Annotated in this window: 14 protein-coding genes; 10 read left to right on the top strand and 4 right to left on the bottom strand. The window is 66.2% G+C overall.

The window, feature by feature from the left end:
- Positions 1 to 4: 4 nt before the first annotated feature.
- From PAF18_RS07885 to PAF18_RS07875, 3 genes are all read right to left on the bottom strand, one after another.
- Positions 5 to 835 carry an ABC transporter ATP-binding protein gene (locus tag PAF18_RS07885; RefSeq protein WP_271115209.1) on the bottom strand — a complete coding sequence of 277 codons (831 nt, stop codon included), beginning with the start codon at positions 833 to 835 and terminating at the stop codon, positions 5 to 7.
- Positions 832 to 1614 carry an ABC transporter ATP-binding protein gene (locus PAF18_RS07880; RefSeq protein ID WP_271115208.1) on the bottom strand — a complete coding sequence of 261 codons (783 nt, stop codon included), beginning with the start codon at positions 1612 to 1614 and terminating at the stop codon, positions 832 to 834. The genes PAF18_RS07885 and PAF18_RS07880 overlap by 4 nt, the downstream gene beginning before the upstream one ends.
- 132 nt (positions 1615 to 1746) lie before the next feature.
- On the bottom strand, positions 1747 to 2928 hold the full coding sequence (locus PAF18_RS07875; RefSeq protein ID WP_271115207.1) for an ABC transporter substrate-binding protein: 1182 nt from the start codon (positions 2926 to 2928) through the stop codon (positions 1747 to 1749).
- Between the two features lie 182 nt (positions 2929 to 3110).
- Here PAF18_RS07875 and PAF18_RS07870 point away from each other — a divergent pair, with 182 nt between their 5' ends.
- A complete protein-coding gene (locus PAF18_RS07870; RefSeq protein WP_271115206.1) occupies positions 3111 to 4517 on the top strand; it encodes a class II 3-deoxy-7-phosphoheptulonate synthase in 1407 nt (468 codons plus the stop codon).
- A 97-nt stretch (positions 4518 to 4614) separates the two neighbouring features.
- Here the strand turns inward: PAF18_RS07870 and PAF18_RS07865 are convergent, their stop codons facing one another.
- Positions 4615 to 5235, bottom strand: a complete 621-nt coding sequence (locus PAF18_RS07865) for a thiamine phosphate synthase (protein WP_271115205.1) — start codon at positions 5233 to 5235, stop codon at positions 4615 to 4617.
- Between the two features lie 91 nt (positions 5236 to 5326).
- Between PAF18_RS07865 and PAF18_RS07860 the strand changes: the two genes are divergently transcribed.
- Genes PAF18_RS07860 through PAF18_RS07820 form a run of 9 tightly spaced genes read left to right on the top strand, consistent with a single transcriptional unit; the run spans position 5327 to position 12082 of the window.
- Positions 5327 to 6067 carry an RNA methyltransferase gene (locus PAF18_RS07860; protein ID WP_271115204.1) on the top strand — a complete coding sequence of 247 codons (741 nt, stop codon included), beginning with the start codon at positions 5327 to 5329 and terminating at the stop codon, positions 6065 to 6067.
- A gap of 32 nt (positions 6068 to 6099) precedes the next feature.
- A complete protein-coding gene (locus tag PAF18_RS07855) occupies positions 6100 to 6267 on the top strand; it encodes a hypothetical protein (protein WP_271115203.1) in 168 nt (55 codons plus the stop codon).
- Positions 6267 to 7547: a UDP-N-acetylglucosamine 1-carboxyvinyltransferase gene (murA, locus tag PAF18_RS07850; protein WP_271115202.1), complete on the top strand. Its 1281-nt coding sequence runs from the start codon at positions 6267 to 6269 to the stop codon at positions 7545 to 7547. Before PAF18_RS07855 ends, murA begins: the two co-directional genes overlap by 1 nt.
- Positions 7540 to 8019, top strand: a complete 480-nt coding sequence (locus tag PAF18_RS07845) for a DUF2948 family protein (RefSeq protein ID WP_271115201.1) — start codon at positions 7540 to 7542, stop codon at positions 8017 to 8019. The genes murA and PAF18_RS07845 overlap by 8 nt, the downstream gene beginning before the upstream one ends.
- Positions 8016 to 8552, top strand: coding sequence for a GNAT family N-acetyltransferase (locus PAF18_RS07840; protein ID WP_271115200.1), 537 nt, complete (start codon positions 8016 to 8018; stop codon positions 8550 to 8552). The genes PAF18_RS07845 and PAF18_RS07840 overlap by 4 nt, the downstream gene beginning before the upstream one ends.
- Positions 8553 to 8599: 47 nt before the next feature.
- Positions 8600 to 9913: a histidinol dehydrogenase gene (gene hisD / locus PAF18_RS07835; protein ID WP_271115199.1), complete on the top strand. Its 1314-nt coding sequence runs from the start codon at positions 8600 to 8602 to the stop codon at positions 9911 to 9913.
- A complete protein-coding gene (locus PAF18_RS07830; protein WP_271115198.1) occupies positions 9910 to 10389 on the top strand; it encodes a UPF0262 family protein in 480 nt (159 codons plus the stop codon). The genes hisD and PAF18_RS07830 overlap by 4 nt, the downstream gene beginning before the upstream one ends.
- Before the next feature lie 4 nt (positions 10390 to 10393).
- Positions 10394 to 10852, top strand: a complete 459-nt coding sequence (locus tag PAF18_RS07825; RefSeq protein ID WP_271115197.1) for an arsenate-mycothiol transferase ArsC — start codon at positions 10394 to 10396, stop codon at positions 10850 to 10852.
- A gap of 39 nt (positions 10853 to 10891) precedes the next feature.
- A complete protein-coding gene (locus tag PAF18_RS07820; RefSeq protein WP_271115196.1) occupies positions 10892 to 12082 on the top strand; it encodes an acetyl-CoA C-acyltransferase in 1191 nt (396 codons plus the stop codon).
- Positions 12083 to 12113: the final 31 nt, after the last annotated feature.

Genomic DNA, 12113 nt, shown 5'->3' with positions numbered 1-12113 from the left:
GGTGTCAGCCTCCCAGGAAGGTGCGGCGCACCTCTTCATTGGCCATGAGTTCCTGTCCGGTGCCGGTATGCGCATTCGCACCCTGCACGAGGACATAAGCCTTGTCGGCGATATTCATGGCCTGTTTAGCGTTCTGTTCGACCATCAGCACCGGCAGTCCGGTGCGGGCGATCTCGATGATGCGGTCGAAAAGCTCGTCCATGACGATGGGCGAGACCCCCGCCGTGGGTTCGTCGAGCATCAGCAAGCTGGGCTGGGTCATCAGCGAGCGGCCCACCGCGACCTGCTGGCGCTGACCGCCGGACAGCTCGCCCGCGGCCTGGCGGCGCTTTTCCTTGAGGATCGGGAAAAGATCGAAGACCTGATCCATGGTGCCGCGGAAATCGTCGTCGCGGATGAAGGCACCCATTTCGAGATTCTCCTCGACGGTCATCGAGGGAAAGATGTTGTTGACCTGCGGCACAAAGCCCATCCCGGCCTTGACGCGGTCCTGCGGGTTCAGCTCGGTGATGTCGCGGCCATTCAGCCGGACCGAGCCTTCGCGCAGGTTCAGCATCCCGAAGATCGCCTTCATGGCGGTGGATTTTCCGGCCCCGTTCGGGCCGACGATCACCGCGATCTCGCCCTTTTCGACGGCGATGGTGCAATCATGCAGGATGTCGGGGCCCTTGCCATAGCCGCCGGTCATGTTCTCGCCGATCAGGAAGGGATCGCCCGCGCGGCCCTCCGAGGTGGGACCGGACCGGCGCGAGCCGTCGATCTCGCCGCGGCCATGTGTGTTGACGATGGAGGCGTCGCGATTGCCGCGCCCGCCGAAGGGATCGCTGTCGCTCATGCGCCGATCATCTCCTTGTTCTTCAGCCCGCGGCCCAGATAGGCCTCGATAACGGCTTCGTTCTGCATGATGGAGTCGGCGCTGCCTTCGGCCAGCACCTTGCCCTCGGCCATGACGATGACCGGATCGCACAGCTTGCCGATGAAATCCATGTCGTGCTCGATCACGCAGAACGTGTAGCCGCGTTCCTTGTTGAGCCGGGTGATGGCGTCGGCGATGGTCATCAGCAGGGTGCGGTTCACGCCGGCGCCGACCTCGTCGAGAAAGACGATCTTGGCGTCCACCATCATCGTGCGACCGAGCTCCAGCAGTTTCTTCTGTCCGCCCGACAGATTGCCGGCCTTTTCGTCCGCCAGATGGTCGATGGTCAGGAATTCCAGCACTTCGTCAGCCTTTTCGCGCAGCGCCTTTTCCTGTGCGCGGATCCGGCCGCGGCCGAACCATGTGTTGATGAGGCTTTCACCGGCCTGACCGGCGGGGACCATCATCAGATTCTCGCGCACGGTCATGGTGCTGAATTCATGGGCGAGCTGAAAGGTACGCAGCAGACCCTTGTGGAACAGCTCATGCGGGGGAAGGCCGGTGATGTCCTCGCCATCCATGATGACGCGGCCCTCGGTCGGGGCATGAACCCCGGCGATCACGTTGAAGAGCGTGGATTTTCCGGCACCGTTCGGGCCGATCAGCCCGGTGATCGAGCCGGTTTCGATGGTCAGGCTGGCGCCATCCACGGCGGAGAAGCCGCCGAACTTCTTATGCAGGTTCTCGACCTGGATCATCACGCCCCCTGTTGCGTCCGATGATGTTTATGAACAAGCGTTCAGTTCTTGAAGTATGAACTCTTTTGCCGCTTATTTCCATTGCAAAAGGCCCGGCGCTGCGAGCGCCGGGCCGGTTGCATGCTTTCGGGATCAGTGGAAGCCCACGACCTCGAGCGCCCCATCGGTGATGGTGGTCTCGCGGTAGGAGCCTGCGCTTTCGCCCGGCTCGACCAGCTCGACGGCGGTGGCGCCGACATAGTCGATGTCCTCACCTGCGGCGAGAAGTTCCAGACCCTTGGCCAGATCGCCCGGCAGGATTTCCTCGCCCGGGGCGTTGGCGACATTCATCACCTCTTCCTTGGCGGCGGCCGGATCGGACGAACCCGCAGCCTGCATGGCCAGCAGGATCAGCGCGGCGGCGTCATAGGCTTCACCGGCATAGGCCGAGCTGCCGTCGAAGCCGGCGGCCTCGGACAGTTCCATGAAGCGGTCGCGGCCATCGCCTTCGGCGGCGGGGTTGATGCCCATCGAGCCCTCGATTTCCGAGCCGAAGCGGTCGACCAGCTCCTGACCGACCATGCCGTCGGGGAAGATGAACATGTCGAAGGCGCCGGTGTCGAGCGCCGCGCGGGTCACGCCCGAGCCGCCCTGGTCGACATAGCCCGCCACGACGAGCGCATCGCCGCCAGCTGCCGCGAGCGCCGCGACTTCGGCCGAATAGTCGCCCTTGCCGTCGTCATGCGCGGCCGAGGTGGTGACGCTGCCGCCCTGTTCCTCGAACGCGGCCTGGATGCTGTCCGCCAGCCCCTTGCCGTAATCGTTGTTGGTATAGGTGATGGCGACCGATTCGATGCCCTTATCCATCATCAGCTGTGCGATGACTTCACCCTGGCGCGCATCCGAGGGCGCGGTGCGGAAGAACAGGCCCTGATCCTCGATCGTGGTCAGCGCCGGCGAGGTGGCCGAGGGCGAAATCATCATCACGCCGTTCGGAATCGCCACGTTTTCAAGCGCGGCAATGGTTTCGCCCGAGCACTGGCCGCCGACCATGACGCGCGCGCCCTCGGCGACCTGACGCTCGGCCGCGGCGGTGCCGGCGGCAGCGTCGATGCAGGTGGTGTCGGATTCCGAAGTCACGACCGTTGAGCCATCCAGGAACTGCCCGGAATCGCTGACTTCCTGCGCGGCGGCCTTGGCACCGGCGGAAATGTCGGGCGCCATGGATTCCAGCGGGCCGGTGAAGCCCAGATGGAGACCCAGCTTGACCTCTTCGGCCCCGGCGGTCCCTGCGATCAGCGCGGAGGCAGCGGTGGCGAGAAGCAGATGTTTCATTGAAAATTCCCCTGTTGGTCTTGTTGATGCAGGGAAGGTTATCGGGGCCGCGCCGCAAAAGTAAAGTTTAATGTCGCGTCAGCGGGCCGGCGGCGCTGCCGGACGGTGCAGGGGCGGGCTTTCCCTTTGATTCGGGTCGGACTATATACGGGCGTCGCATCTCAACCAGGAAAGGCCTCGCCATGACGCAGGATCCGCGCACCGTCCCCGCCGCCCAGAACTGGGACAAGGCCGGCTGGCGCAGCTATCCGCGGGTGCAGATGCCGGATTATCCCGACCCGACGGCGCTGAGCGCTGTCGAGGCGCAATTGGCGAAATACCCGCCCTTGGTCTTCGCCGGCGAGGCGCGGACGCTTCGCGCTCATCTGGCCGATGTCGCCCAGGGCAAGGCGTTCCTGTTGCAGGGCGGGGATTGCGCCGAAAGCTTCGGAGAATTCAGCGCCGACAATATTCGCGACACGTTCAAGGTCATGCTGCAAATGGCCGTTGTGCTGACCTGGGGGGCGCAGCTTCCCGTGGTCAAGGTCGGCCGCATGGCCGGTCAGTTCGCCAAGCCGCGCTCTGCCCCGACCGAGACGCAGGGCGGAACCGAGCTGCCGAGCTATCGCGGCGATATCATCAACGGGTTCGATTTCACCGCCGAAGCGCGCATTCCCGATCCGCAGCGTATGCTGGCAGCCTATACCCAGGCGGCGGCGTCGCTGAACCTGCTGCGGGCCTTCTCGACCGGCGGTTTCGCCGACATGCACCGGGTGCAAAGCTGGATCGCCGATTTCGTCGGCGGCCCCGAGGCAGAGCGCTATCGCGACATTGCCAGCCGGATCAGCGATGCCATGGCCTTCATGAAGGCGGCGGGTGTCACGGCCGATATCGCGCCCGAGCTGGGCGAGGTGGAGTTCTATACCAGCCACGAGGCTCTGCTGCTGGAATATGAAGAGGCTCTGGCGCGGGTCGATACGACGACCGGGCTGCCGGTGGCGGGATCGGGTCACATGATCTGGATCGGCGACCGCACCCGTCAGCCAGACGGCGCGCATGTCGAATTCTGCCGCGGCGTGCAGAACCCGATCGGGCTGAAATGCGGTCCGACGACGACCGAGGAGGATCTGAAGGTCCTGATGGAGAAGCTGAACCCGCAAAACGAGGCGGGCCGTCTGACGCTGATCGCGCGCTTCGGGGCGGGCAAGGTGGGCGACAACCTGCCCCGTCTGATCCGCACCGTTCAGCAGGAAGGCGCCAATGTCGTCTGGTCCTGCGATCCGATGCACGGCAATGTCATCAAATCCTCGACCGGCTACAAGACGCGCCCATTCGATTCGATCCTGCGCGAGGTCCGCGAGTTCTTTGCCGTTCACAAGGCCGAGGGCACCATCCCCGGCGGCGTGCATTTCGAGATGACCGGCAAGGACGTGACCGAATGCACCGGCGGGGTTCGCGCGGTGACGGATGAGGATCTCTCGGATCGCTATCACACCGCGTGCGATCCGCGGTTGAATGCCAGCCAGTCGCTGGAGCTGGCCTTCCTCGTCGCGGAAGAACTGCGCAACCGCCGCACCGCTGAAGATATGGCGCGCAGCAAGGCGGGCTGAGCCGGGTTCGACAGGTCGGAAAGGCCCCCTTGCGGGGCCTTTTTCGTTCCCGGTCCGGATGCGGTGCGCGGAAGCGCAGCCTAAGCCGCACCCCGGCTTATCGCCACAGCATCGACAGCGCAGTAACCGGATCGTCCTCGGACCAGATCTCGGGGCCGAGCGCGAAGAAATCGGTGATCGGCGCGAGCTTGCCGATCAGCGCCGCATCGAGCGCGCCCTCGGCCACGACCGGCACCTCGATCATCTCGGACCACCAGGCAAAGAGATCGGCGGGCACCGGCTCTCCGGTGCCAAGCGCGCTGTCGCCGGCGGGCCCGAAGCTCACGTAATCCGCGCCGGCCTCGGCCGCCGTCATCCCGTCATGGCGCGAGGCACCGCAATGAGCGCCTACGATGGCATCCGCGCCAAGCTCCTTGCGGGCATAGCGAACCTGTTTCGGGCCGCCGGTCAGATGCACGCCGTCCAGCCCGTGACGCTGCGCCAGAGGGATATGGTCGTCGATCACCACCATCACGTCATGCGCATGGGCAACGTCGCGCACCGTGTCGGCCATCCGCCCGAGCGCGGTTTCATCGCCCGCGCCGGGGATACGGATACAGGCCACATCGAAACGCTCAAGGATCTCGGCGAGCATCGGGGCGAAGGCGCTCGGCTCGGCGCCGACCGGGGTGATGAGATAAAGCTGCGGGGCGCTGGGCGCGTCTGGCTGGTCGGTCATCGCTTGGTCCTCTTTCCTCATCGCCATAACAGTGCCGCCGCCGCCATGCCAGAGCTTGCGGGATGCCGCGCGCGGCGCTAACAGGCCCGCCATGCCAGAGACAGACCGCCAGCCCGTCATCATTCTGACCCGCCCGCAGATGGGCGAAAATATCGGCGCCGCCGCGCGCGCCATGCTGAATTTCGGCCTGACCGAGATGCGGCTGGTGGCGCCGCGCGACGGCTGGCCGAACCCGAAAGCGGTGGCGATGGCCTCTGGCGCGGCGGGGCAGGTGCTGGACCGGGCGCGCGTATTTCCGACGCTGGCCGCGGCGATGGAAGGGATTTCCTACGCCTTCGCCACCACCGCGCGGGGCCGCGAGTTGACCAAGCCGGTCTTCACCCCCGCCACCGCCGCCGCGCGCAACCGCGAGGAAGCCGCGTCGGGCGGGCGCTGCGCCTTCATCTTCGGGCCTGAGCGGGCAGGGCTGGAAAATGACGACATCGCGCGGGCCAACGCGATCCTGACGGTGCCGGTAAACCCGGATTTCCCCTCGCTCAACCTCGCGCAGGCGGTGCTGCTGACCGGATACGAGCTGTCGCGCGGCGCGCTGCCCGATCAGCCCATGCCGACGCAGCGGCGCCCGGCGAACGAGGTGCCCGCCGACCGGGTCGAGATCGAGAAGCTGGCCGATCACTATGAAACCCGGCTGGAGGATGCCGGGTATTTCTTCCCCGAGACGAAATCGCCCTCGATGAAGCTCAACCTGCGGAACCTCTGGTCGCGCATGCCGCTGACCCGCGCGGATGTGCAGGTGCTGCACGGGCTGCTGCGTCAGCTCACCCGGCGCTAGACCTCTGCGGGCCGAGGCGTTAACACATCGCAATGAACGAGACGCGCAAATCCGACAAGACCAGACCCGAAAGCCGCGAGGACCGGCTGGGCAAGGCGCTGCGCGCCAATCTGGCGCGGCGCAAGGCGCAGGCGCGCGCGCGGGCAGACCATAAAGAGGGCGGGCAGGCCGAGAACAGCGCCCCGGAAAGCGAGGAATAATGGATCAGATCATCGTGCAGGGGGGCGGCGAGCTTCACGGCGAAATTCCGATTGCCGGGGCCAAGAATGCCTGTCTGACGCTGATGCCGGCGACGCTGCTGACCGATGAGCCGCTGACGCTGACCAACGCGCCGCGGCTGTCGGATATCCGCACCATGGCCGAGCTGCTGCAATCGCTGGGGGCCGAGTTCACCTCGATGCAGGATGGCAAGGTGCTGTCGCTGTCCAGCCATGATCTGAACAACCTGACCGCCGATTACGACATCGTGCGCAAGATGCGGGCCTCGAACCTGGTGCTCGGCCCGCTTCTGGCGCGGGCGGGCAAGGCGGTCGTGTCGCTGCCCGGCGGCTGTGCCATCGGGGCGCGGCCGATGGATCTGCATATCTCGGGCCTCGAAGCGATGGGCGCCCGGATCGAATTGAAGGACGGCTATCTGCATGCGGAAGCGCCGGGCGGGCTGAAAGGCGCGGTGATCGACCAGAGCTTCGCCTCTGTCGGGGCGACGGAAAACATCGTCATGGCGGCGACGCTGGCCAAGGGCACCACGGTGCTGAACAATGCCGCGCGCGAACCCGAGATCGTCGATCTGGTCAAATGCCTGCGTGCGATGGGCGCGCAGATCGAGGGTGAAGGCACGGAAACCATCACCATCCAGGGCGTCGACAAGCTGCATGGCGCGACGCATCCGGTCGTGGTGGACCGGATTGAGCTTGGCACCTACATGATCGCGCCCGCCATCACCGGCGGCGAGGTCGAGTTGCTGGGCGGGCGCATCGACCTGATCGAAGCCTTCTGCGAGAAGCTGGACGAGGCCGGGATCTCGGTCGAACAGACCAATCGCGGCATCAAGGTCGCGCGCAAGAACGGGCGCATCCGCGCCGTGGATGTAAAGACAGAGGTCTTCCCCGGCTTCCCGACCGATCTTCAGGCGCAGATGATGGCGCTGATGTGCACCGCCGAAGGCACCTCGGTGCTGGAGGAAACGATCTTCGAGAACCGCTTCATGCACGCGCCCGAGCTCATGCGGATGGGGGCGAAGATCGACGTGCATGGCGGTCACGCCACCGTCACCGGCGTGGAAAAGCTGCGCGGCGCGCCGGTCATGGCGACCGATCTGCGCGCCTCGATCAGCCTGATCCTCGCGGGTCTGGCGGCCGAGGGCGAGACCGTCATCAGCCGCGTCTATCATCTCGACCGCGGCTATGAGCGCGTCGTGCGGAAGCTGCGCGGCGTTGGTGCCGACCTGAAACGCATTAAGGAGGCGCATCCCGATGACTGATGCCAGTTTTCATGACGCAGATCCCGGCCCGCTGATGCTGCGCGCCGAGGGGCCGGAAGACGTGCAGGTGCTGTCGACCCTGGTACAGGATGCGGTTCTGACGGGGGCAGATATCACGTTCGACCGCAAGCGGCGGCAGCTGGCGATGCTGATCAACCGTTTCCGCTGGGAAGATGCCGAAGATGCAAAGCGCGACGGGCGCGAATTCGAACGTGTGCGTGCCTTGCTGGTGATTTCGGACATCACCGGCATCCGCAGCGACGGGGTGAAGCGCGCCGATGCCGACGAGGTGCTGTCGCTGCTGGCGATGATCTGGCAGCCGGGTGAGGACGGCACCGGGCGGCTGATGCTTGAATTCGCCGGGGATGGCACGATTGCGGTCGATGCCGAATGTATCTCGGTCGACCTGCGCGACGTGACCCGGCCCTATGCAGCCAATTCTGGCAGCATGCCGCGTCACGAGGGCGCTTGAGCGGGACGGATTTCCAGCTCTGGCGGCTGACACCGGACCGCGCCGAAGAATGGCGCGCGATCCGTCTTGAGGCCCTGCGCAGCGCGCCCGAAGCGTTCGGCTCCAGCTTCGATGAATGGGAAGAGCGTCCGCTGGAGGACTTTGCCGCGCGGCTCGCCTGCTGCGAGATGTGGGCCGCCGGAGCTGCACCGGGTCAGCCCCGTGCCGTGGCCAGCTGGGAGCGTGACATCTCCCCCGCCGAGCCGGATCTGGGCTGGGTGATGTCGGTGTTTGTCGCCCCGGACGCGCGCGGTCAGGGGCTGGGCGACGCGATCCTCGCCCGGCTGATCCGCGATGCCGGAGCGGCGGGCATGACCCGGATGGGGCTGCATGTCGGGCAGAATAATCTGGCGGCGCTGGCGCTCTATGCGCGGGCCGGGTTCATCGCCACCGGAGGCCCGCCCATGCTCAACGGGCGCGGCAATTGGGAAATCGAGATGCGCCGGATGCTGCGCCCGCCCTTGCGCGCCCGGCTGCGCGCTTTGCGTGCTTGAGGGTTTCCCTGCGCGCGGATAGTAATCCCTCGCAAGAGGAGCCTTCCATGCCGATCAGACTCGCCACTTCCGACCCGGATTTCGAGGATCGCTTCACCGCGATGCTCAGCGCCAAGCGCGAGGATTCCGCCGATGTGGGTGACGCCGTTGCGGCCATCGTCGCGGATGTGCGGGCCCGCGGCGATAGGGCGGTGATCGACTATACGGCGCGTTTCGACCGGCTTGGGCTGACCGCAGAGACACTGCGCTTCACGCGGGACGACATCTCGGCCGAGCTCGGGAAGGTGTCGGCGGAGGATCGCGCCGCGCTCGAACTCGCCGCCGAGCGGATCCGTGCCTATCATGCCCGCCAGATCCCGCCCGATGAAAGCTGGACCGACGAAAGCGGCGCCACGCTTGGCTGGCGCTGGCGTCCGGTTTCGGCGGCGGGGCTTTATGTGCCGGGCGGGCAGGCGAGCTATCCATCCTCGGTGCTGATGAACGCGGTCCCTGCACGTGTGGCCGGGGTCGAGCGGCTGGTGGTCTGCGTGCCGACGCCGGACGGGGTGGTCAATCCGCTGGTGCTGCTGGCCTGCGAACTGGCCGGGGTGGACGAAATCTATCGGATCGGCGGGGCGCAGGCGATTGCGGCGATGGCCTATGGCACGGACAGCATCGCTGCGGTGGACAAGATCACCGGGCCGGGCAACGCCTATGTCGCGGCGGCCAAGCGGCAGGTCTTCGGCCGGGTTGGTATCGACATGATCGCCGGGCCGTCCGAGGTGCTGGTCATTGCCGACAAGGATCAGAACCCGGACTGGCTGGCGCTCGACCTGATGGCGCAGGCCGAGCATGACGCCGACGCCCAGTCGATCCTCATCACCGACGCACCCGGCATGGCCGATGCCGTGGCCGAGGCGGTCGAGCGGCTGATCCCGACCCTGGAGAGGGCGCAGATCGCCGGGGCAAGCTGGCGCGATTACGGCTGCATCATCACCGTGCGCGATATGAAAGAGGCCGCGCTTCTGTCCGACCGGATCGCGCCCGAGCATCTGGAACTTTGCGTGGCCGACCCCGAGGCGCTGGCCGAGCAGACCCGCCATGCCGGCGCGATCTTCCTCGGCGCTCATACGCCCGAGGCTGTGGGCGATTATGTCAGCGGGCCGAACCATGTGCTGCCGACGGCGCGTTCGGCCCGGTTTTCGTCGGGGCTGTCGGTGATGGATTTCATCAAGCGCACGACACTCGCACGGCTGACACCCGGCGCCCTGGCGCAGATCGGCCCGGCGGCGGTTCGGCTGGCGCAGTCGGAAGGCTTGCAGGCACATGGGCAGTCGGTCTCGGCCCGGCTGGCGCATTTGAACGAAAGGAGCGGGACATGAACCGCATTTCAAAGATCGAGATTGACGATAGCGACCTGCCTCCGGCCTCGCCCGAGGTCGCGCAGGAGCGGAAGGTCGCGATCTACGACCTGCTCGAAGAAAACAGCTTCGGCCTGCCCGGCCGCGAGGGGCAGGAGATCCCGCCCGGCCCCTATGCGCTGAAACTGGCGATCCGCGAGGGGCGGCTGGTCTTCGACATCTCGACCGAAGGGGGAGAGAAGGTCGGCGAATTTCATCTGTCGCTCGGGCCGTTCCGCCAGGTGGTGAAGGATTATTTCCAGATTTGCGACAGCTATTACGACGCGGTGAAGAACCTGCCCCCGGCCAAGATCGAGGCGATCGACATGGCACGGCGCGGGATCCATAACGAGGGTGCGCGTACACTGGAGGAACGGCTGGAGGGCAAGGCCGAGATCGACAGCCCCACCTCGCGCCGCCTGTTCACGCTGATCTGCGCGCTGATCCCGCAGGGCTGAGCGCATGGCCGCGCAGATCCCCCATTCGGTGCTGTTCTGCTGCGATCACAACGCCGTCCGCTCGCCCATGGCGGAAGGGTTGATGAAGAAATTCTACGGCCACGCTGCCTATGTGCAATCGGCGGGGGTGCGCAACGATCTGGAGATCGACGGTTTCGCCGTCGCCGTCTGCGCGGAGCTGGGGGTGGAGCTTGCGCGTCACCGCTCGCGCAGCTTCGAAGAGATGCAGAGCTGGGGCGACGATCTGGGCAGCTTCGATCTGATCGTCGCGCTGTCGCCCGCCTCGCAACGTCAGGCGATGGAACTGACGCGGCACGCGCATCTCGATATAGAATACTGGCAGATCATGGACCCGACCGGTCAGGCCGAGGGGCGCGAGGCGGTCCTGCAGAAATACCGCGAGACCCGCGACCAGATCCGCGGCCGGATCATCGACCGTTTCGGTCCGCCAACGCAGGAATAAGGCCAGCCGGTCAGCTTGGCCATGAAAGGGAGGAATATCATGTCCAGCATCGACCCTGTCGTCATCGTCTCTGCTGCACGCACCCCGATGGGTGGGTTTCAGGGCGATTTCGCCTCTGTCCCCGCCGCCGATCTGGGTGCGGCGGCCATCCGGGCTGCGGTGGAACGCGGCGGCATCGCGCCCGAGCAGGTGCAGGAGATCATCATGGGCTGCGTGCTACCCGCCGGTCAGGGTCAGGCACCGGCCCGGCAGGCGGCGCTCGGGGCCGGGCTGCCGCTCGGGGCGGGGGCGACGACGGTGAACAAGATGTGCGGCTCGGGGATGAAAGCCGCGATGCTGGTCCATGACCTGCTGCTGGCGGGCAGTGCCGAGATCGCCGTCGCGGGCGGGATGGAGAGCATGTCGATGGCCCCCTATCTGCTGCCCAAGGCCCGCGCCGGGATGCGGATGGGGCATGGGCAGGTGATGGATCACATGTTCCTCGACGGGCTGGAGGACGCCTATGACAAGGGCCGTCTGATGGGGACATTCGCCGAGGATTGCGCACAGAGCTATGGCTTCACCCGGCAAGAGCAGGACGATTTCGCGATCCGCTCGCTGAAGCGCGCACAGGCGGCGATTGCCGAGGGGAAATTCGCGGCAGAGGTCGCGCCTGTCATCGTGCCAGGGCGCAAGGGCGATGTGGTGGTCGAAATCGACGAACAGCCAGGCAAGGCCAATCTCGACAAGATCCCGTCACTGAAACCGGCCTTCCGCAAGGACGGGACGGTGACGGCGGCGAATTCGTCGTCCATCTCGGACGGGGCGGCGGCGATGGTCCTGATGCGGCGCTCGGTGGCCGAGGCGCGCGGGCTGACGCCGCGGGCCGTGATCGCGGGCCACGCGACCTTTGCCGACAAGCCAAGCCTGTTTCCGACCGCGCCGGTGGGCGCGATGACGCGGCTGGCCGAGCGCACCGGCTGGGATCTGGCCGATGTCGATCTGTTCGAGATCAACGAGGCGTTCGCGGTGGTGACCATGGCCGCGATGCGCGATCTGGACCTGCCCGCCGACAAGGTGAACGTTCATGGCGGCGCCTGCGCGCTCGGCCATCCTATCGGCGCTTCCGGGGCGCGGGTGATGGTGACGCTGCTGGCCGCGCTTGAAACCTATGGCAAGACGCGCGGCGTGGCCTCGCTGTGCATCGGTGGCGGCGAGGCGACGGCAGTGGCGATCGAGCGGGTGGGCTGAGAGACCGTTAACCGCACATCACGCAAGGCTT

This window comes from Paracoccus sediminicola, from assembly GCF_027912835.1.
In the GTDB taxonomy this organism is placed as follows: domain Bacteria; phylum Pseudomonadota; class Alphaproteobacteria; order Rhodobacterales; family Rhodobacteraceae; genus Paracoccus; species Paracoccus sediminicola.
Note: the sequence above shows the minus strand (reverse complement) of the source record. Positions and strands in the feature narration are given on the sequence as shown.

Bases quoted from the DNA above. Each gene is read 5' to 3' on its own strand.
- hisD (WP_271115199.1), top strand. From the start codon at position 8,600: ATGCCGATCAGACTCGCCACTTCCGACCCGGATTTCGAGGATCGCTTC.
- PAF18_RS07860 (WP_271115204.1), top strand. From the start codon at position 5,327: ATGCCAGAGACAGACCGCCAGCCCGTCATCATTCTGACCCGCCCGCAG.
- PAF18_RS07830 (WP_271115198.1), top strand. From the start codon at position 9,910: ATGAACCGCATTTCAAAGATCGAGATTGACGATAGCGACCTGCCTCCG.
- PAF18_RS07875 (WP_271115207.1), bottom strand. From the start codon at position 2,928: ATGAAACATCTGCTTCTCGCCACCGCTGCCTCCGCGCTGATCGCAGGG.
- PAF18_RS07885 (WP_271115209.1), bottom strand. From the start codon at position 835: ATGAGCGACAGCGATCCCTTCGGCGGGCGCGGCAATCGCGACGCCTCC.
- PAF18_RS07880 (WP_271115208.1), bottom strand. From the start codon at position 1,614: ATGATCCAGGTCGAGAACCTGCATAAGAAGTTCGGCGGCTTCTCCGCC.
- PAF18_RS07820 (WP_271115196.1), top strand. From the start codon at position 10,892: ATGTCCAGCATCGACCCTGTCGTCATCGTCTCTGCTGCACGCACCCCG.
- PAF18_RS07845 (WP_271115201.1), top strand. From the start codon at position 7,540: ATGACTGATGCCAGTTTTCATGACGCAGATCCCGGCCCGCTGATGCTG.
- PAF18_RS07825 (WP_271115197.1), top strand. From the start codon at position 10,394: ATGGCCGCGCAGATCCCCCATTCGGTGCTGTTCTGCTGCGATCACAAC.
- murA (WP_271115202.1), top strand. From the start codon at position 6,267: ATGGATCAGATCATCGTGCAGGGGGGCGGCGAGCTTCACGGCGAAATT.
- PAF18_RS07855 (WP_271115203.1), top strand. From the start codon at position 6,100: ATGAACGAGACGCGCAAATCCGACAAGACCAGACCCGAAAGCCGCGAG.
- PAF18_RS07865 (WP_271115205.1), bottom strand. From the start codon at position 5,235: ATGACCGACCAGCCAGACGCGCCCAGCGCCCCGCAGCTTTATCTCATC.
- PAF18_RS07870 (WP_271115206.1), top strand. From the start codon at position 3,111: ATGACGCAGGATCCGCGCACCGTCCCCGCCGCCCAGAACTGGGACAAG.